The sequence below is a fragment of the Nocardiopsis alba DSM 43377 genome, assembly GCF_000341225.1.
GTDB lineage: Bacteria > Actinomycetota > Actinomycetes > Streptosporangiales > Streptosporangiaceae > Nocardiopsis > Nocardiopsis alba.
Window position 1 is genome coordinate 548,911 of record NZ_ANAC01000011.1, and the last position, 19,554, is coordinate 568,464.

At 68.1% G+C, this 19,554-nt stretch carries 18 protein-coding genes and 1 pseudogene; 17 read left to right on the forward strand and 2 right to left on the reverse strand.

Annotated features, from left to right (window positions below):
* The first annotated feature begins 258 nt into the window (after positions 1-258).
* The 6 genes from D451_RS0112340 (at position 259) to D451_RS0112365 (ending at position 6,696) form a co-directional block, all read left to right on the forward strand.
* Entirely contained in the window at positions 259-570 is a 312-nt protein-coding gene (locus tag D451_RS0112340; protein WP_014908395.1) for a LuxR C-terminal-related transcriptional regulator, read from the forward strand.
* Positions 571-692: 122 nt separating this feature from the next.
* Complete coding sequence (locus D451_RS0112345; protein WP_017534634.1) at positions 693-1,271, forward strand: amino-acid N-acetyltransferase; 579 nt, start codon at positions 693-695, stop codon at positions 1,269-1,271.
* Positions 1,272-1,719: 448 nt separating this feature from the next.
* Complete coding sequence (locus D451_RS0112350; RefSeq protein ID WP_026125014.1) at positions 1,720-2,001, forward strand: hypothetical protein; 282 nt, start codon at positions 1,720-1,722, stop codon at positions 1,999-2,001.
* A 215-nt stretch (positions 2,002-2,216) separates the two neighbouring features.
* Positions 2,217-2,555 carry a histone-like nucleoid-structuring protein Lsr2 gene (locus D451_RS0112355; protein WP_014908917.1) on the forward strand — a complete coding sequence of 113 codons (339 nt, stop codon included), beginning with the start codon at positions 2,217-2,219 and terminating at the stop codon, positions 2,553-2,555.
* A gap of 750 nt (positions 2,556-3,305) precedes the next feature.
* A complete protein-coding gene (locus D451_RS0112360; RefSeq protein WP_081536500.1) occupies positions 3,306-5,810 on the forward strand; it encodes an ATP-dependent Clp protease ATP-binding subunit in 2,505 nt (834 codons plus the stop codon).
* A gap of 310 nt (positions 5,811-6,120) precedes the next feature.
* Positions 6,121-6,696 (forward strand): DUF3105 domain-containing protein, encoded by a 576-nt coding sequence (locus tag D451_RS0112365; RefSeq protein WP_017534637.1) that lies wholly within the window; start codon positions 6,121-6,123, stop codon positions 6,694-6,696.
* 7 nt (positions 6,697-6,703) lie between these two features.
* Here D451_RS0112365 and D451_RS0112370 read toward each other — a convergent pair whose 3' ends face one another.
* Positions 6,704-7,579, reverse strand: coding sequence for an HhH-GPD family protein (locus tag D451_RS0112370; protein ID WP_017534638.1), 876 nt, complete (start codon positions 7,577-7,579; stop codon positions 6,704-6,706).
* 63 nt (positions 7,580-7,642) lie between these two features.
* Here D451_RS0112370 and D451_RS0112375 point away from each other — a divergent pair, with 63 nt between their 5' ends.
* Entirely contained in the window at positions 7,643-8,401 is a 759-nt protein-coding gene (locus D451_RS0112375; protein WP_017534639.1) for a hypothetical protein, read from the forward strand.
* A gap of 96 nt (positions 8,402-8,497) precedes the next feature.
* Complete coding sequence (locus tag D451_RS0112380; RefSeq protein ID WP_014911141.1) at positions 8,498-8,884, forward strand: SSI family serine proteinase inhibitor; 387 nt, start codon at positions 8,498-8,500, stop codon at positions 8,882-8,884.
* 43 nt (positions 8,885-8,927) lie between these two features.
* Here D451_RS0112380 and radA read toward each other — a convergent pair whose 3' ends face one another.
* Positions 8,928-10,289 (reverse strand): DNA repair protein RadA, encoded by a 1,362-nt coding sequence (gene radA / locus D451_RS0112385; RefSeq protein ID WP_081536501.1) that lies wholly within the window; start codon positions 10,287-10,289, stop codon positions 8,928-8,930.
* Positions 10,290-10,572: 283 nt separating this feature from the next.
* On the opposite strand from radA, the gene D451_RS0112390 reads away from it, so the two are divergent.
* The 9 genes and pseudogenes from D451_RS0112390 to D451_RS28435 form a co-directional block, all read left to right on the forward strand.
* A complete protein-coding gene (locus tag D451_RS0112390; RefSeq protein WP_042282616.1) occupies positions 10,573-11,415 on the forward strand; it encodes an SGNH/GDSL hydrolase family protein in 843 nt (280 codons plus the stop codon).
* 214 nt (positions 11,416-11,629) lie between these two features.
* Complete coding sequence (locus D451_RS0112395; RefSeq protein ID WP_014910691.1) at positions 11,630-12,217, forward strand: C40 family peptidase; 588 nt, start codon at positions 11,630-11,632, stop codon at positions 12,215-12,217.
* A 160-nt stretch (positions 12,218-12,377) separates the two neighbouring features.
* Positions 12,378-13,319 (forward strand): sugar phosphate isomerase/epimerase family protein, encoded by a 942-nt coding sequence (locus tag D451_RS0112400; protein ID WP_026125016.1) that lies wholly within the window; start codon positions 12,378-12,380, stop codon positions 13,317-13,319.
* 88 nt (positions 13,320-13,407) lie between these two features.
* Positions 13,408-14,202: a pyrroline-5-carboxylate reductase gene (gene proC / locus D451_RS0112405; RefSeq protein WP_014912131.1), complete on the forward strand. Its 795-nt coding sequence runs from the start codon at positions 13,408-13,410 to the stop codon at positions 14,200-14,202.
* A gap of 631 nt (positions 14,203-14,833) precedes the next feature.
* Positions 14,834-16,330, forward strand: coding sequence for a hypothetical protein (locus D451_RS0112410; RefSeq protein ID WP_017534642.1), 1,497 nt, complete (start codon positions 14,834-14,836; stop codon positions 16,328-16,330).
* Positions 16,331-16,496: 166 nt separating this feature from the next.
* Positions 16,497-17,657, forward strand: a complete 1,161-nt coding sequence (locus D451_RS0112415) for an acetoin utilization protein AcuC (protein ID WP_017534643.1) — start codon at positions 16,497-16,499, stop codon at positions 17,655-17,657.
* Between the two features lie 193 nt (positions 17,658-17,850).
* Positions 17,851-18,648 carry a phosphatase gene (locus D451_RS0112420; protein WP_014911628.1) on the forward strand — a complete coding sequence of 266 codons (798 nt, stop codon included), beginning with the start codon at positions 17,851-17,853 and terminating at the stop codon, positions 18,646-18,648.
* Positions 18,649-18,906: 258 nt separating this feature from the next.
* Positions 18,907-19,110 carry a helix-turn-helix domain-containing protein gene (locus tag D451_RS0112425; protein ID WP_013155995.1) on the forward strand — a complete coding sequence of 68 codons (204 nt, stop codon included), beginning with the start codon at positions 18,907-18,909 and terminating at the stop codon, positions 19,108-19,110.
* Between the two features lie 242 nt (positions 19,111-19,352).
* Positions 19,353-19,554 (forward strand): annotated as a pseudogene (locus D451_RS28435) (TlpA family protein disulfide reductase); the annotation flags it as partial.

Here is a 19,554-nt window from a genome sequence, read left to right on the forward strand (position 1 = left end):
ACAACGGTGAGCAAGGGGTCGGGTCGAGAACGGTCCTCCGGCCCCCGCGCACGAGCCGACGGCGTGATCTGTCCGTCCCAGATCACAGAGCCGAGGCCGTGCGACCCGTGCTCTCCGAACCGACCTCCACCCCTGTGCCAGAGGGGTTCGCGAGGGTCGCTCGGAATGGCCGGGGCTCACCACGCGCCGACAGCCGGTCGGTCGCGCGCTTCGGCGACGAGTCGATGTTCCGCACTCACATGGATGAGGGAGGACGGAGTGGAACAGGCCACACTCGTACGACGTACCGTTGAGGAGCAGGGTCTCACGCGGGAGACCAGGGAGAACGTGGTTCCCCTGGCCAGGCGGGAGAGCGCCCTCGGGGGTTCCTACACCCCGGTCGAGCTGAGCCACGAGGAGCTGGAACTGCTCGCCGAGATCGCCACCGGTGTCACCACCGAAGTGGCCGCTCGGCACCTCGAACTCAGTGCCCGGACCCTGCGCCGTCGCATTCGCAACATCTGCGATGTGCTCGGGGTGAACACACCGATCGAGGCGGTCGTCTGGGCCGCCCGCCGCCAGCTCATCTGAGCCGGGCCCGTCCGAGGGGACGGGCGAGACCACGGGCATACCGGGCCGACACGTCACGAGTCCCGCATACCGGAGGAAGAGCGTTCCGGTCAGGGTTCGAGTGGGCGTAGTCTGGTCCGGCTATGCCCGTTCGTCATGTTCGGGTACGTCGGGCGCGCACGCCCGACGTCACCCACATCCGCCGTCTCGTCGACACCTACTCCGTGGACCGACGCGTGCTCTCCAAGAGCACGGTCAACCTCTATGAGGACATCCAGGAGTTCTGGGTGGCCGAGGCGGAGATCGTGCCCGAGACCCCCGAAGGGGCACCGGTGGGGGAGGCCGTGCGCTCCGTGGTCGGCTGCGGCGCTCTGCACGTTCTCTGGGAGGACCTGGCCGAGGTGCGGACCGTGGCGGTGGATCCCTCGCTCCGCGGTTTCGGGGTCGGTCACCGTATCGTCACCGCCCTGCTCGACACGGCGCGGGAGTTGGGTGTTCGTCGAGTGTTCTGTCTGACGTTCGAGACGGGATTCTTCGCACGGCACGGCTTTGCCCCGATCCAGGGAACACCGGTCTCCTTCCGTGTCTACGAGGAACTCCTCCGTTCTTATGACGAGGGTGTGGCGGAATTCCTCGACCTGGAACGGGTCAAACCCAACACGCTCGGGAACACCCGGATGCTCCTACACCTCGACGTCGAGTCCCGAGGTGTCTCGAAGTAAAGCTTTTAGGGTACGGATAGGTCCTCCTTCCCATACGTCCCAACGCTTCCGGGAGGCTCTCCCGAGAGGAAGGACGCTTAAGTGCACCGCGTGGTATGGGGGCGGAAGAGGACGGGTAATGTGTACCTGCGTCCAACGGGGGCGGCCGGTTCGCCGAGAGTCGATGAGGCGGTACGGTGCCCGCGTTTTCCGGATCTGCCGAGTGGCCGTCCTCAGCCCGAGTCGGCGATCCGGTACGGGGGTGGAACGGACGATCGGACATTGCTCTCTCCCGGGCTTTGCCGGGGGTCTTCGGTACGTCCGGTGTCAAACCGGGGGCAAACGATGTCTATGATGTCTGGTATGCGTTTGTCCGGATGCCCGGTGCGCGCCATCCCCCAGGAGTGACCCGACACTGAGTCGGGTATTTGCTGCAATAAGTAACAACCAGGAAGGGTGGGCCGCTTCGATGGGCGACTTTTTGTCATCGGTGCTTCCTCCTGGGCTGATCGACGTATTGTCCGCGCTCATCCCACCGGTGGTTGTCGCGACCGTGTTCTGTACCTTCGTCATCAAGCTGCTCCGTAAGGAGATGGCTCCGAGACGTATGGACGGCAGCCTGGTCAGCGAGGGCGCGGCCGGTGGCGGTTTCGTGGTGGACAAGGGCGAGACCGGGGTCGACGAGACCGTGGTGACGAACAAGACGTCGATGGTCCAAGGCGAAGAACGAGCCGATTCCGACGGCCGTTAGATACGGTGCCGGCCCGAACCGGTACCGAGACCCCTGATACAGGGGATGCACGCGTGTGCGGGCGGACTCGATGCCCCGCGCGTCTTCGGTGACCCGGAATCCCATCGGGCCGGCCTCTCGCGATTTCTGACGCGCCGGGAATTGTCTTCCGCGTTCTCGCGAGATAGCTTTATATTCAGGTGTGGAGACACCGCTCTTCTGAAAGGTTTGATTCCATGGCACAGAAGGTCCAGGTTTTCCTGGTAGACGACCTCGACGGTGGCGAGGCCGAGGAGACGGTGACGTTCGGTCTCGATGGATCGACGTACGAAATCGACCTCAGCGCGGATAATGCCGCCAAGCTCCGTGAGGCCCTTACTCCGTTCGTCGAGGCTTCTCGCAAGGCCCCGTCGAAGCAGGGTCGTGGTGGCGCCCGGCGCGGAAGCCGGAATGCCCCCAGCCGTGAGCGCAGCGCGGAGATTCGCGCCTGGGCGAAGGCCGCGGGCAAGCCCGTCAATGAGCGCGGGCGTATCCCCGCCGCCATCGTCGCTGAATACGAGGCCATCAAGGGTTAGGTTCGTCACCGCCCTCGGTCGCCGGAATAACGCCGGCACTCGAACCGATTTCGTTCCGACCACGCCGACGTTCGTACCCGAACATCCCGAAGGCCCTCCCGAGCGGAGGAGGCCTCGACACACCGGATGTAGGGGTTAACGGGGGATGCGGGGTTCCGGAGAATCGGGCGAGGAGTCCGGTCGGGGAGCGCCAAGCCGGTGCGGAGACCGTTCGTTGGAGGACACCCGCGAGACGGGCACGCGGTTCCCGCTCCTGTTTGGCCCGAACCCGAACCGACCGGGCCCTCGAGATGTCGACATCGGTGTGATCCGACCCTCCGTCGCGGGTCGTCGCATCCGAACTCCGGTGGTCGACGATGACCCTTCGGTCGATGTGGCTTTTTCGCTCGAACAACAACACGCCTTCGGCTTGTTCGCTAAGAGCCGATAATGGGGCTTACGCACGTGCGGCCCGGGCACTCTCGTGATGGATGGGAGGCCCGGGCCGTTCGCCTTCGGCGTACAGGGAAATCTGACGCGCCAATTGGTAGTTGGATGTTGGGTGAACGCCCTATCGTCGGGGAAAGTCTCTGGCACGGACGGCTGCGGTCGGCCGTACGGAGATGTTCGTCCCCACCGGCCCCGGTCGGTGAGGACGGGCGGGTGCGACAGTGCTCCCCGGGGCGGTTATCCCTGTGGGGCCTATATGCGGAAGAGTTGGGTCGGAATGAACCGTCCCTGCCTGACCGCTCTGTAGAGGAGCGACGAGACATGTTCGAGAGGTTTACCGACCGCGCGCGGCGAGTGGTGGTTCTGGCCCAGGAAGAGGCCAGGATGCTCAACCACAACTACATCGGTACGGAGCACATCCTGCTCGGCCTCATCCACGAGGGTGAGGGTGTCGCCGCCAAGGCCCTGGAGAGTCTTGGTATCAGCCTCGAAGCGGTTCGGCAGCAGGTCGAGGAGATCATCGGCCAGGGCCAGCAGGCTCCGTCGGGGCACATTCCCTTCACCCCGCGGGCCAAGAAGGTCCTTGAGCTGTCGCTGCGCGAGGCGTTGCAGCTCGGCCACAACTACATCGGTACCGAGCACATCCTGCTGGGCCTGATCCGCGAGGGCGAGGGCGTCGCCGCCCAGGTCCTCGTCAAGCTGGGCGCCGACCTCAACCGGGTCCGCCAGCAGGTCATCCAGCTGCTGCACGGCTACCAGGGCAAGGAGCCGCAGGCCACCGGCGCCTCCTCCGAGTCCACCCCTTCCACTTCGCTGGTGCTGGACCAGTTCGGCCGCAACCTGACGCAGGCCGCGCGTGAGTCCAAGCTCGACCCTGTCATCGGTCGTGACAAGGAGATCGAGCGGGTCATGCAGGTCCTGTCCCGCAGGACCAAGAACAACCCGGTCCTTATCGGTGAGCCCGGCGTCGGTAAGACCGCCGTCGTCGAGGGCCTCGCGCAGAAGATCGTCAAGGGTGAGATCCCCGAGACCCTCAAGGACAAGCAGCTCTACACGCTGGACCTCGGTGCCCTGGTCGCGGGCAGCCGCTACCGCGGTGACTTCGAGGAGCGCCTCAAGAAGGTCCTCAAGGAGATCCGCACCCGCGGCGACATCATCCTCTTCATCGACGAGCTGCACACGCTGGTCGGAGCGGGCGCGGCGGAAGGTGCCATAGACGCCGCCTCCATCCTGAAGCCCATGCTGGCCCGGGGTGAGCTCCAGACCATCGGCGCCACCACGCTCGACGAGTACCGCAAGTACCTGGAGAAGGACGCCGCGCTGGAGCGCCGCTTCCAGCCGATCCAGGTGGACGAGCCGACGATCACGCACGCCATCGAGATCCTCAAGGGTCTGCGCGACCGTTACGAGGCCCACCACCGCGTCTCGATCACCGACAGCGCCCTCGTCGCCGCCGCGCAGCTCGCGGACCGCTACATCAGCGACCGCTTCCTGCCCGACAAGGCCATCGACCTCATCGACGAGGCCGGTTCGCGGATGCGCATCCGTCGGATGACCGCGCCGCCGGACCTGCGCGAGTTCGACGACAAGATCGCCAAGGTGCGCCGGGACAAGGAATCGGCCATCGACGAGCAGGACTTCGAGAAGGCCGCGTCCCTGCGCGACGACGAGAAGCAGCTGCTCAACAAGAAGGCGCAGCGGGAGAAGGAGTGGAAGGCCGGCGACATGGACGTCGTCGCCGAGGTCGACGAGGAGCTCATCGCCGAGGTCCTGGCCGCCTCCACCGGTATCCCGGTCTTCAAGCTGACCGAGGAGGAGAGCTCCCGCCTGCTGCGCATGGAGGACGAGCTCCACCGTCGGGTCATCGGCCAGGAGGACGCCATCAAGGCGCTCTCGCAGGCCATCCGCCGTACCCGCGCCGGTCTGAAGGACCCCAAGCGTCCCGGTGGCTCGTTCATCTTCGCCGGTCCGTCCGGTGTGGGTAAGACCGAGCTGTCCAAGACCCTCGCGGAGTTCCTCTTCGGGGACGAGGACGCGCTGATCCAGCTCGACATGTCCGAGTTCATGGAGAAGCACACCGTCTCGCGTCTGTTCGGTTCGCCTCCCGGCTACGTCGGCTACGAAGAGGGCGGCCAGCTCACCGAGAAGGTGCGCCGCAAGCCGTTCTCCGTGGTCCTCTTCGACGAGATCGAGAAGGCCCACAACGACATCTTCAACTCGCTCCTGCAGGTGCTGGAGGAGGGTCGTCTCACCGACGCCCAGGGTCGCAACGTCGACTTCAAGAACACGGTCATCATCATGACGACCAACCTGGGTACGCGGGACATCTCCAAGGGCGTGGCCATGGGCTTCGCCAAGGAGGACGACGCCAACACCAACTACGAGCGGATGAAGGCCAAGGTCAGCGAGGAGCTCAAGACCAACTTCCGGCCCGAGTTCCTCAACCGTGTGGACGACGTCATCGTCTTCCACCAGCTGACGGAGAAGGAGATCTTCCAGATCGTCGACCTGATGATCGCGAACCTGGACAGCAGGCTCAAGGAGAAGGACATGGGCATCGAGCTTCGGCCGAACGCCAAGAAGGTCCTCTCCGAGCGCGGCTTCGACCCGGTTCTGGGCGCGCGGCCGCTGCGTCGCACGATCCAGCGGGAGATCGAGGACCAGCTGTCCGAGAAGATCCTGTTCGGAGACCTCAAGGCCGGTCAGATCGTCGTGATCGACGCCGAGGGCGAGGGCACGGACGCCAAGTTCACCTTCAAGGGTGTTCCGAAGCCCGCCGAGGTGCCGGACACCCCCGAGGTGGAGTCCGCCGCCCAGGGCGAGTGAACATGACGGTGTGACCGCGGGTCCCGCCGAACGAGTCGGGGACGTCCCTTCAAGGGGCGTCCCCGTCGTCGTTCTTCGAACGATTTCCCTGCTAAGGACGGTGGCCCGGGGATAGGGTTCCCCTGTGGCTTACCCCGACGACCCCGGCCAGGGCGGCGAACGCCCCCCTGCGGGGCCCCCTCCCGCGCCCGAGCACGTCCACGGCCCGCCCGCATGGCAGGGGCCGCCACCCGGGTACCCGCCGCGAGGGACGCCGCCCGGATATCCGCCTCAGGGGCCGCCGCCCCGGCGAGGGAGCGCGCTGCCCTGGGTGATCGGTGGTGGAGCCCTGGCCCTGTTCCTCGTGGGCGCCGCCGGGTTCGGACTCTGGGCCTTCACCCGGGGAGGGCTCTCCGAAGGGGGCTCCGCAGGGGTCCTGACCTTCGAGGACCTGTCCAAGGAACACGTCGACATCGGCGAGAAGGTCGACTACGGGCAGCATCCACCGGTCGGTGGAGAGCACTACCCCTTCTGGCAGAACTGCGGCGTGTACGACGAGCCCATCACCGTCGAGGCCGCCGTGCACTCACTCGAACACGGAGCCGTCTGGATCACCCACGACCCGGACCTGGACCCGGCCGACATCGAACGGTTGACCGCCCACCACAGCCCCGGCTCCTACGTGATCGTCAGCCCGATGGAGGACCTGCCCGCACCGGTCGTCGCCTCGGCCTGGGAGGCTCAACTCATGCTCGACGACGCCTCGGACCCCCGTATCGGCACCTTCCTCCGCCAGTACGAACAGAGCCCGAACGCCCCCGAACCCGGGGCGCCGTGCAGCGGGGCCTACGACGGCACCCAGGCCGAGTTCGACGAGCACGGCTTCGACATGGAGGCCATGGAATGAGAAGGGGTCAGGCGGGGAGGGCGTAGCGGCCGTCGTCCAGGGGGTCGACCAGGCCGTCGGAGACCAGGGCGTCCAGGGCCCGCTCACGCTGGATGTGGTCGTCCCAGACGGCGTCCAGCGCGGACTTGACCACCGGCTCGCGTGAATCGCGCAGGACCGCCAGCAGCTTTCCCCGGACCTGACGGTCGGTGCCCGCGTAGGTCTGTCCTCGACGCGGCGGGCCGTCGTGCGGCGGCTTGCCCGCGATCCGCCAGGCGCACTGTCCGGCGATCGGACAGTCCACGCAGCGCGGGGACCGGGCGGTGCACACCAGGGCGCCCAGTTCCATCACGGCCACGCCCCAACGGGCCGCCACGGACGGCTCCGAGGGCAGCAGGGACTCGGCCAGCGCGGTCTCCGCCTTCGTCTGGGTTTTCGGTGGGTACTCGATTCCGGTTTCGGCACGGGCTAGAACACGACGCACGTTCGTGTCCAAAATGGCGTGCCGTTGTCCGAAGGCGAAACTCGCCACCGCCGCCGCCGTGTAGGCGCCGATTCCGGGGAGTGACAGAAGGGTCGCGTGATCGTCCGGAACCTCGCCGCCGTGTTCCTCGGTGATGGCGACGGCGCAGGCGTGCAGACGGAGGGCCCTGCGGGGGTAGCCCAGCCGGTTCCACATGCGGACCGCCTCGCCGGAGGGCTCTTCGGCCAGGTGGGCGGGGGTGGGCCAGCGTTCCATCCAGGCCTGCCACGCGGGCAGCACCCGTACGACGGGGGTCTGCTGGAGCATGATCTCGCTGACCAGGATGGACCAGGGCGAGGCGTCCGGGTGACGCCAGGGAAGGTCTCGGGCGTTGGTCTCGTACCACGCCAGAACCGCGGTGCTGTAAGGGTTATCGCTCATCTTTAACGGGAATCCGGCGGGTTGAGTAGGTAGGTGGCGCGCAAAACCGCAATACTACGGCCCATGGCGTCAAGTACCGGACACCCCGCACCTGTCAGCAAGGACATCTACTGGAGGCGACGGGCCTTCGTCATGATCGGGGTGCTGCTGGTGCTCGCGTTGATCGCGTACGCCTGTAGGCCTTCGGACGGGGCGAGCGAGACGAGTTCCAACCAGGCCGCCATCGAAGACCCCTCGGCCTCTCCCAGTGTGCCCGAGGAAGAACCCTCGGAGGACCCGTCCGAGGAACCGGAGGAGGAGCCCTCCGCTTCCGCCTCCCCGTCCGAGGAGCCCTCGGAGGGCGCCGGGAAGGACGATGACGAGGAGAAGGCGGAGGACGAGGAGTCCGAAGAGTCCGGAGAGGCCGCGGCCCCGAAGAGCCCCGAGGACGCCTGCCGACCGCAGGACGTGGTGGTCACCTTCGACTTCGCCGAGAAGGACCGGGACACCTACGGGGGCGGCGCCGGCCCCGGCTTCAAGGTGACCGTGGTCAACATCGCCGAGCAGACCTGCACCGTGGACGTGGGCCCGGAGGCGGTCGAGCTGATCATCCACTCCGGGAACGACAGGATCTTCTCGACGGCCGACTGCGCCGAGGGCAAGCGGGAGAAGCAGCAGCTCACCCAGGGGCGTCCGTACGAGTACACCCTGGACTGGGAGCGGAACCGCTCCTTCACCGACTGCCGCGACTCGTCGGCCAAGGCCCAACCGGGTTGGTACAAGGCGAACCTGAAGGGCGACCACGTCGGCAACGTCGACCAGCTGGTCTTCCAGCTTCAGTGAGGAAAAAGCGTCGAATCAGGGAAATGCCACGACTCTTCGTCATCACTTCACTACTATTCGTGGTGAATCTGGTGTCGTCGATGTTGGAGTGAACCCATGAGGACTGCCCTCACCCTTGCTGCGGCCGCCGCCCTGGCCCTCTCCCTGACCGCTCCCGCGCAGGCGGAGACCACCCGGTACTCGCTCACCGTGCAGGGCGCCCCGGAACAGCAGGGGGACGGAGCCATCGGCTGGGCCCGGTCCATGGAGCTGGAGTGCGGTCCGGCCGGCGGCGGGCACCCCCGGGCCGACGAGGCCTGTGAGCTGATCGAGGCGGCCGGCGGGTCGATCGCCGACGTCCAGGCCGTCCGGGACGGCGCCTGCACGATGATCCACCGGCCGGTCACCGCGATCGCGGTCGACGGTGACGGGGAGCGCTACGAGGAGACCTTCGGCAACGACTGCCTCCTCTCGATGGCCAAGGGCGCCATCTTCGACTTCTAGACGGTCGTGGGGCCGAAGAGGAGATCCTCTTCGGCCCCACGCGTCATGAGCGCCGACGGCGTTTGGCCACCCAGGTCAGGGCCTCGATCAGCTCCTCCACCTCATGGGTGCGGATGCCGGGGATCGGATCGCCGAAGTTCTTGGGCACGACCGCGTCGGTGAAGCCCAGCCGCTGGGCCTCGGCGACCCGGCGGCGGACCCCGTTGACCGCGCGTACGTCCCCGGCGAGCCCCACCTCGCCGACGGCGATGAAGCCGCTCGGGAGCGCGACGTCGTTGTTGGAGCTGCCCGCCGCGATGGCCAGGGCCAGATCGACCGCGGGTTCGCCCAAACGGACGCCGCCCACGGTGGACGCGTACACGTCCATGTTGGCCAGTTTCATGCCGGTGCGCTTCTCCAGGACGGCCAGGATCATGTTCACCCGTGAGGTGTCCAGTCCGGAGGTGGCCCGTCGAGGGGCGGGCAACGGGGTGGGGGCGACCAGTGCCTGGACCTCGGTGATGAGGGGACGCCGTCCCTCCAGGGTGACGGTGACGCAGGTGCCCGGGACCGGGTCGGTGCGTTCGGTGAGGAACAGTCCACTGGGATCGGGAAGGCCCTCGATGCCCTTGTCGGTGAGCTCGAAGACGCCGATCTCGTCGGTGGGACCGTACCGGTTCTTGACCGCGCGCAGCAGACGCAGCTGGGAGTGGCGCTCGCCCTCGAAGTGCAGCACCACGTCCACCAGGTGTTCCAGGAGCCGGGGGCCCGCGATGGAACCGTCCTTGGTGACGTGGCCGACCAGCACGGTCGCGATGCCGCGCTCCTTGGCGATCTGGATGAGGGCGCCGGTGACCTGGCGGATCTGGGTCACGCCGCCGGGGACCCCGGTGGCCTCGGGGGAGACCATGGTCTGGACCGAGTCCACGATGAGCAGGTCGGGGGAGACCGCGTCCACGTGGGAGGCCAGGGTGGCGACGGAGGTCTCCGCGGCCAGATACAGGCGATCGGAGAGCGCCCCGAGACGTTCGGCCCGCAGACGCACCTGTCCGGCGGACTCCTCGCCGGTGATGTAGAGGACGGAGGCGTTGGCCGCGCGCATGGCGGCGACCTCCAGGAGGAGGGTCGACTTGCCGACTCCGGGCTCTCCGGCCAGCAGCACCACGCCGCCGGGAACGGCGCCTCCGCCCAGGACCCGGTCGAGCTCGTCGACCCCGGTGGGGACCGCGGCCGCGCTCTCCACACTGATCTCGGTGATGGGGCGGGCCCGGGCGGTGACGGGGGCCGGAGCGACGGCGGTCGGCGCGGGGGCTCCGGCCTCCTCGACGGTGCCCCAGGACTGACATTCACCGCAGCGGCCCACCCACTTGAGAGTGCTCCATCCGCACTCGACACACCGGAACGAGGTCTTCGCTGCTTTTGCCATGGTCGCAACGCTAACGGGTGTCGGGGACAGCCTCGGCTGGAGGTGAAGGGCGCCGAAGGACATAAGAAAGTTACCTACGAGTTAGCCCGTAGGTTTCGTAGCTCGTGTTAGAGAATGTGTGGGGAGTCACTCCCCAGGCGGTTCTGACGACTCCCATGCCCCCGCTCCTTGAGAGAGGAAGACCCTCGTGTCCCGCTCACACGAATCCCCCGTCCCCCACTCACACGAATCCCCCGTCCCCCACCGTTCCCCCCTTCCGCGCCGGCGCGGACTGTCGCGTCTGATGGCCTCGGTCGCGATCGCGGCCCTCGGCGTGACCCTGGCCTCGGCCCCGGTCGCCGCCGAAGAGGTCGAGGCGGCCGAATTCACCAGTTACGTCGCCATCGGTGACTCCTTCACCGCCGGCCCCATGGTCCAGGCTCAGGCGCAGATGCCCCTCCTGGGCTGCATGCAGTCCTCCGTCAACTACCCCAAGCGGCTGGCCGAGGAGCTGGGGATCGACGACATCACCGACGTCAGCTGCTCGGGCGCGGTGATGAACGACCTCTACGAGAAGCAGTTCGACGACACCGAGCCTCAGCTGGACGCGCTCGGCCCCGAGACCGACCTGGTCACGGTGGGCATCTCCGGCAACGACTTCGGGTTCTCCGAGGTGCTCGTCGAGTGCGCGAAGAGGAGCCTGACCAACCCGCTGGGCAGCCCGTGCTCGGACTACTACGGCGGTGACCTGGACGACCGGATCGACGGTCTGCGCGACGACCTGAACCAGGTCTACGCCGACATCGCCGAGCGCAGCCCGAACGCCACGGTGCTGAGCATCGGCTACCTCCAGATCATGCCGGAGAGCGGTGGTTGCTGGCCGAGCACGCCGATCTCCCGCGGTGACGTGCCCTTCGTGGACCAGGCGCAGATCAGGCTCAACGCGATGATCGCCGAGGTCTCCGAGGCCAACGGCGCGACCTTCGTGGACACCTTCGAGCGCGGCCACGACGTCTGTCAGGGTTCGGACACCCGCTGGGTCGAGGGGCTGATCCCCGAGGACGGCGCTCCGGTGCACCCGAACAACCTGGGCATGGCGGCCACGACGGACTTCATCCGGAGCACCCTCGGGGTGCCCAGTCCGTAGTCGCTCAGTGTGACCGACCCCGATGGACGCCCTGCGGTTGATACTTCTATGACCGCTATGTCCGTCGGGGTCAAGCACTCTTTACCGTCTTTGGAAGCCGATTAGGCTACGGAGAGTGATTCTTCTCGATGTCTGTGTGACGAATGGTGTGTCGGCGTTCGGGAGACCCACGTCACAGGGGCGTGGTCCGCGTCGGCGGATCCAGGAGAGACACATGCGCTCACCCCGACATCACGAGCAAACGCGGGCCTGCCGTCCCACCACGGACCCGGGGCGACAGGCCGAGAACGACCGGAGCCTCCGAGGGGGGACGCGCGCACTCGCGGTCGCCGCCCTCTCCACGGCGCTCCTGGCCACCGGGGCCGCACCGGCACTCGCCCAGAACCTCGCACCCTCCGGGACCGCGGAGGCGCCCGTCCCGGAACGGGTGCACCAGTCCCTCGCCTCCTCCACCGTCGAAAAGGCGATCGACGCCGCCGAGGCCCAGAAGGGCAAGCCCTACGCGTGGGGCGGCACCGGGCCGGGATCCTTCGACTGCTCGGGACTGGTACAGCACGCCTTCAAGGAGGCCGGGGTCGACCTGCCCCGGGTCGCCCAGGACCAGGTCTCCTCCGGCGAGCGGATCGCCTACTCCGAAGCCCGACGTGGAGACCTTCTCTACTGGACCGACGGAAGCGGATACGCCTACCACGTCGCCATCTACCTCGGAGACGACCGCATGATCGACGCGCCCAGGACCGGAGGCTCCATCTCCGAGCGCGAAGTCATGCGCTACAACCTCGCCGGCGGCGTACGCCTCTAGTCGTCTTCTCGCACTCTTCGACGGCCGTTCCCCGTGCACCCGGGCCACGGCCGTCGCCCCTTTTCCCGGGGCGCGCCGACGGCGGGATCACCTCCGCCCGCCACGCCGCGTTCGTCCGGGCGACCGTGCCGGAGAGCGCGAAAGCACATACTCTGGTTCCGTGAGCCCTATCCAGGTCCCAGACGCGCCCGTGGTCCTCTCGACGGCGTCGGTCTACCCGGAGAAGACCCCGGCGGCCTTCGAGATCGCCGCGAAACTGGGGTACGACGGGGTGGAGGTGCTCGTCTCCTCCGACCCGACCAGCCAGGACATCGACCTCCTGCGGCGTCTCTCGGACTATCACCAGATGCCCGTCACCGCGATCCACTCGCCCTGTCTCGTCCTGACCCAGCGGGTCTGGGGACGCGACCCCTGGGGCAAGCTCGTCCGGTCCAAGGAGATGGCGGAGGCCTTGGGCGCCAAGGCGATCGTGGTCCATCCCGCCTTCCGTTGGCAGCGCGAGTACGCCAAGGGGTTCGAGAACGGCATCGCCCGGATGCAGGACGAGACCGACGTGGTCTTCGCGGTCGAGAACATGTACCCGGTCCGGGTCCGCGATCGCGAGGTCGTCCCCTACGCGCCGAGCTGGAACCCCCTCGACCGGGACTATCCGGACGTCACACTCGACCTCTCGCACACCGCGATGTCCGGCTCCGACGCCATGGACATGGCCGCGAGACTGGGGGACCGTCTCTCCCACGTGCACGTCACGGACGGTTTCGGTGGCCAGAACCTGGACGAGCACCTCATCCCCGGGCGGGGCACCCAGCCCGTGGCCGAGCTCCTCGAACATCTGGCCGGGAACGGCTACGAGGGGCAGCTCGTCCTCGAGGTGAGCACGCGCAAGTCTCCCGACCGGCAGACCCGGATGCGGGAGCTGGCCGAGGCCCTGGCCTTCACCCGTCTGCACTTCGCCGGCCCGAAGGAGCCCGAACCGGCGCTGGGCCGTCGTGAACGCATCGCCCTGCTGAGGGATCGCCCCCAGCCTCCGCCACGACGGTTCTCCGTGGACCCGGGCGGGTCGGTCGACGACGAAGGGGACGCCGACGGGGGTCGCCCCTGAGCGAGGGGTGTCCACGGATCGGGACGATCCGCCCGGGCCGGGTGTCGGTGGCGGCTAGCGTGGAGGGATCCGCAGAGAGGACCTCTTCATGATCGCGATCATCGGCGCAGGAAAGATGGGCGAGGCGCTGCTCGCCGGGCTGTTGACCCGGGACCACGCCCCGAAGGACGTTCTGGTCACCGAGCCGCGCGAGGAGCACGCGGCGGAACTGCGCGAGCGCTACGGGGTCGAGACGGTCCCCGCCGCGGACGCGGTCGAACGCGCCGACACCCTCCTGCTGGCGCTCAAGCCTCAGGACATGCTCGCCCTGGTGGACGAGATCGCCCCGCTCCTGTCCGGGCGGAACCTGGTGATCTCGGTGGCGGCGGGGCTGACCACCGCCGTGTTGGAGAGCCACCTGCCCGCGGGGGTGCCCGTGGTGCGAGCGATGCCCAACACCCCCGCACTGATGGGGCAGGGGATGACCGCGGTGGCCGGGGGGGCGCACGCGGAGTCCGCGCACCTGGACCGGGCCGAGGAACTGCTGGGCACGGTCGGAGAGGTGATCCGGGTCGGCGAGCAGCACATGGACACGGTGACCGCCATCTCCGGCAGTGGGCCGGCCTACTTCTACTTCATCGCAGAGACCATGATCGAGGCCGGGGTCGCCATGGGCATGCCCCGCGCCACGGCGCAACGGTTGGTCGACCGGACCATCACCGGGGCGGCCGCGATGCTCGATGGGACCGGGGAGCACCCCGTGGTCCTGCGTGAGGCGGTCACCTCGCCGGGTGGTACCACCGCTGCGGCCCTGCGCGAGTTGGAGAGGCACGGGGTGCGGACCGCGTTCACCGACGCCATCGAGGCGGCCAGGGATCGCAGTCGGGCCCTCTCCGGCAACTGAACCCAGGTAAAGGTGACCCACATCACATAAAGTCTTCTGCCGGATGTGGTCTCCAGGTCACGGTCCCGGCGTCACACGGAGTGCATAAAGTCGGACAGGGTAGGCGGAATCCTCTGCCCCCTCCCACACGTGCCAGAACATCCTCCAACGATTCCGGGACCCCATGAGCAACCCTCACCCTCCATCGGACCCTTCCCGACCGCCCGGTCCGCCCGGGCCCGAAACCCCCCAGGGTGGCCCGGGCGGCCCCCGGAACCAGGGGCCGCCGCCGGGTGGTCCACCCTCTCCACCGGCTCAGGGCGGGACACCGCCCACCGGGTCTCCCATGAGCGGCCCCCCTCCACAGGGAGTTCGGCCCCCCGCCGGTCCGCCTCCGAGTGGAGCCCCCTCCGGTGGGCACCCTCCGGCGGGCCCGCCCCCGGGCACACCTCCCGTCGGAGGTCGGCCTCCGGGCGGCCCGCCGCAGGGCGGTCCGCCCCCCGGAGGTCCCGGGGGGCCGCCTTCCGGCGGACAGCCGCCGATGGGCCCGCCTCCCGCCGGCCGGCCGCCGATGGGAGCGCCCTCCGGCGGTATGAACGCCGGCGGCCCGCCTCCGGGCGGCCCGCCGCCGGGAGGCATGCCCCCCGGCGGGATGATGCCCCCGGGAGGACCGCCGCCCCTGCCCCCGCTCGGTCTGTTCAAGTCCGTCTCCGGCCGCCGGGCCGCCCTGCTCAATCTGTCCGGCGTCGGCGCGGGCTACTTCCACCTGCGCAACCACCTGTTCTTCGGGATCAATCTGGCGGTCACCATCGGGCTGCTGGTGACCGCCGCGCTGCTGGGCGCCGCCGACGACCTGCTCATGTGGGTCCCGATCCTGCTCGGCTGGGTACTGGTCACCGTCGTGCACGGTCTGTTCGCGGGGCGCGCGCACGACCGGCGCCTCATGGCGCGGGGTGAGAGCCCGACGGCCTCTCGCAGGCCGATGATCCTGGCGGCCTGTCTCGTCCTGGCGATGGCGGCCTCGCTCGTCGGCGTGTGGCAGACCGGCGAATGGCGGCTGCGTGTCGCCGACGCCGCCCACGCGAGCGGCGACTGCGACACCGCGATCGCCGGCTACAACTCGGTCGAGACCGCCTTCCAGCTCTCCATGTCCCCGAGCCTGATGGAGCGGTCCCGCGCCGGGGTGGAGGCCTGCGAGCTGCTGCGCCGCGCCCAGTCCGACGTGGCCAACGAGGACTACGACTACGCGTTGGAGTCCTACGGCGACTACTTCGCGCACCGCGCCTCCCGCTGGGAGGACACCGACGGCAGTGTCGCCGAGGTCCACCTCGACTACGCCGCCCAGCTGGCGGCCGAGGCCGACGAGCTCTACAGCGGCGAGGTGACCGAGGAGGTCGAGGCCACCTTCCGTCAGGCCCAGGAGACCTACACCTTCGTCGCCGAGGACTTCTCCGACACCCCCGCCGCCGCGGAGGTCCCCGCCGCGCTGGTCGACCTCTACGACCTCGCCACCGGCGACTACGCGGAGGAGAACTGGTGCGGGGCCTTCGGGCAGATCGGGATGTTCGACGATCTGACCTGGGATTCCGCCCCGGAGGTCGCCGAACGGATCGAGGAGGAGCGTCCCGACGCCGCCCTCAAGTGCGGTTGGGACCAGGTGGACGCCGACGCCTACGACGAGGCCGAGGAGACCGCCGACCTTCTCGCCGCCGAATACCCCGACCACGAGGCCGACGAGGTCGAGGATCTGGTGCGGAACATCGGCGCCGGTCGCGTCGAGGAGAAGATGGACCGCGCGACCCTCCTCGGAGAGAGCGACATCTCGGACTCTCCGCTGGAGACCGGGGGCGGAGACAAGGTCTCCATCCGGTACGTGAACCACACCGCCGAGGAGATGACCTTCCTCTACGTGGGTCCCGACGCGGTGCACGGCGAGGTCACCATCGATCCCTGCGCGGATTGCGACACGTCCTCGCCGCCCTCCTCCACCTCCTGCCTGAACGACGACAACGCCATGGATCTGAGCCTCGACCCGGGCGAGTACCGGATCCTGATCGGTGAGACCGACAACCTGTTGAGCCGTCCCCTGCACGGCACCTTCGAGATGAAGGCCGGGGAGACGTACGCGGACTGCTTCTACCGGGAGTAGTCCCTGACGGGAGCGTCCTCCCGACCCGCCGACCGGGGCCCGCGCGAGTGTTCGCGCGGGCCCCGGGGTTCTGTACAGGGGCGGGTTTGCGTACTGTGTGCTTCGAAGCACGCACACCTGGAACGGGGGTCACCACATGGGAGGGCGCACGTCCTGCTCGCTTCGGGTGGCATGGGACGAAGGACTCACCGCCTACGACTTCGGTCCCCAGCATCCGATGGCGCCGATCCGGGTCGAACTGACCATGGCGCTCAGCCGTTCGCTCGGCGTCTTCGACGGGCCCGGCGTGGACCTCTTGGACATCGAGCCGGCCTCGGACGAACTGCTCTCCCTGGTGCACGACCCCGCCTACATCAAGGCGGTCAAGCGCGCGGGCAGGACCCTGGAGCCCGACGACGCCCACATGCTCGGCACCGCCGACAACCCGGTCTTCCCCGACATGCACGACGCCGCCGCGCTGATCTCCGGAGCCTCCGTGGCCGCGGCCAAGGCCGTGTGGACCGGGCAGAGCGCCCACGCGGCCAATATCGCCGGCGGCCTCCACCACGCCATGCGCGGCAACGCCTGGGGGTTCTGCGTCTATAACGACCCGGCTCTGGCGATCGCGTGGTTGCTGGAGCAGGGTGCCAAGCGCATCGCGTACGTCGACATCGACGTGCACCACGGCGACGGTGTCCAGAACGCCTTCTACAACGACCCCAGGGTGCTCACCATCAGCCTCCACGAGTCCCCGGTGACGCTGTTCCCGGGGACCGGACAGGCGTCGGAGGTCGGTGGACCGGACGCGGAGGGGTACGCCGTCAACGTCGCCCTCCCGGCCGGTACCGGGGACACCGGCTGGCACCGTGCCTTCGAGGCGGTCGTTCCGCCGCTGCTGCACGAGTTCCAGCCCGAGATCCTCGTGACCCAACAGGGATGCGACACCCACGCGCTCGACCCGCTGGCCAACCTCACGCTCAGCGTGGACGGTCAGCGTCGGGCGTACGAGGAGCTGCACAAGCTCGCCCGCAAGACGGCGGGAGGCCGGTGGCTGCTGTTCGGTGGTGGCGGCTACGGGCTGGTCCACGTCGTGCCGCGTGCCTGGACCCATCTGTTGGGCGAGGCGGCCGGAGCCCCCATCGATCCCGATCGGGAGACCCCGCAGGAGTGGCGGGACTTCGTCCGCGAACGTACCGGGGAGCTCGCGCCGTTGTACATGACGGACGGACGCGAGGTCTCCTTCGCCCCCTTCGAGCGTGGATACGATCCGGGCGATCCCATCGACCGGGCCATCCACGCCACGCGCACCGCGATCTTCCCCAACCACGGCATCGACCCCAGCCTCTGAGAGGCCTTCCTCCCACCGTGGAGAAGGTGTTCCGACCTCCCGGATCACGCCACGGTGAAATCTCCGGGATCGCCGCGTGGAAGGCGCCCAGCGGGTAGGAAGGTGATGAATACCGGGCGAACGGGAATCGGCGCCGTGGTGGCCGCACGGCGCGTCACCGTCGGCGTCGCCCAGGAGAGGAAGGGGAACGCAGGTGACGCCGCCGACACGCGCCGAACTCATCACCTATCTGGTTCGCACGGGGATCGCGGGGCACGTCGACACCCCTCGACAGAACAACCTGCGCCACTATCGGAGGCTCGTCCAGAAGGACCCCTACCATCGGTTCGGTCTGACCTTCTCCCATGAGTGGACCTTCGAGGAGGTCCTCGCGCTGATGAACAAGCGCTGTGGTGTGGTGGGCGACGAGGAGTACGTGTGGGGGATCGACACGATCGATCCGGACCTGACCATCGACGCCTTGGAGGCGCTCGCGGACCGGATGGCCCTGGCCGCCGAGCGCGGGGAACGCGTCATGTTCGCCACCGGCCACCCGCGCAATCTTCGGGAGACGTACGGCGCCTGGAAGAACGCCCTGGCCGAGCGCGGCTGTCCGATCGTCACCGCGGCGGGCGGTTACTCCTATGAGGTGACCACGGAGCGACCGCCGAACCGGCGTGTGGTCGTCTGGCAGGACGATGTCGCCATGGTGACGGACGGCCATCTTCCGCGGCACAGTCACCATCCCTTCGCGATGCGGGCCATTCTCAACGAGCTCGGAGACCGGGGGGAGGCATGGCCGCAGTTGGTCATCGCCGATCACGGATTCGCGGGGGCCGCGGGGGAGATGGGCGTACCGACGATGGGTTTCGCCGACTGTAACGACCCGGCTCTCTTCCTCGCCGAACATGAGGGGAAACTACTGGTCACGGTGCCTCTCGATGACGGTTACCTGACCGAGGACTACGCTCCTCTGCGTGATTATGTACTCGCGAGAGCGGGGCTCCTCTGAGGGTGGGGGCACCTTTATACCCACCTTTAAACCTCATCCGACCCGTGCTCAACGTATATCCCCGAAGACAGCGAAAACCGACCTTCCCTAGACGGGAACTCGGCTCTACTCTGAAAACGGACGTGTCAGTAGTGACAGCAGGACACGGTGGCGTGGCGGTGGGACGGGCACGGAATCCGGGGCCTCCCATCGACTGGAAGGCACGCCAGAGCCGAAGGGTAGACAATTGCTCACGTCCGGGAATGAGGGCGTCGGAAGATGAACGGGAGTAAGCCGCCTCTCGAAGAGGTCAGGTTCCTGACCGTGGCGGAGGTCGCCACGATCATGCGAGTATCCAAGATGACCGTTTACCGAATGGTGCACTCGGGAGTTCTCCCCGCAATCCGTGTGGGGCGTTCCTACCGGGTTCCCGAACGGGCCGTGCACGACTACCTCCGTGAGGCTTTCGTCGAGGCCGGTTGATCGCGGACTCACGGGGTCCGGGCGTCGGGCGACATGTCCGGCGCCCGGACCACCGAGAACCCACGGGCGCGGTGTACCCCCACCACCGCCCCCGTGGGTGAACCACGTTCTCGCGAGGTGTTCCTCCAGGCCGGGTCGGACGACCCTTGCGCCGGGGCGCCGAAGTGTTCTCCAGGGTGTCTACTACACTTTGTCGTTGTTGTAGTCCGCCCTGTTCACACCCTGTTCGCGAGGTCCCCTCGATGCCCAGTACCAACGCAGGTACGCGGCGCCACCGTGCCGTGCCGCTCCTGTCGGCCGCCGTCCTGGCCACAGTCCTCGCCCTGACCGGCTGTGCCGGGGGGACCGAGATCCAGACCGGTGGTGAGGAGGATCGTTTCATTTCGGGGGATGGGAGTGCGACCGTCTTCGAGGCGGGGGATCGTGTTCCGGTTCCTGAGGTGG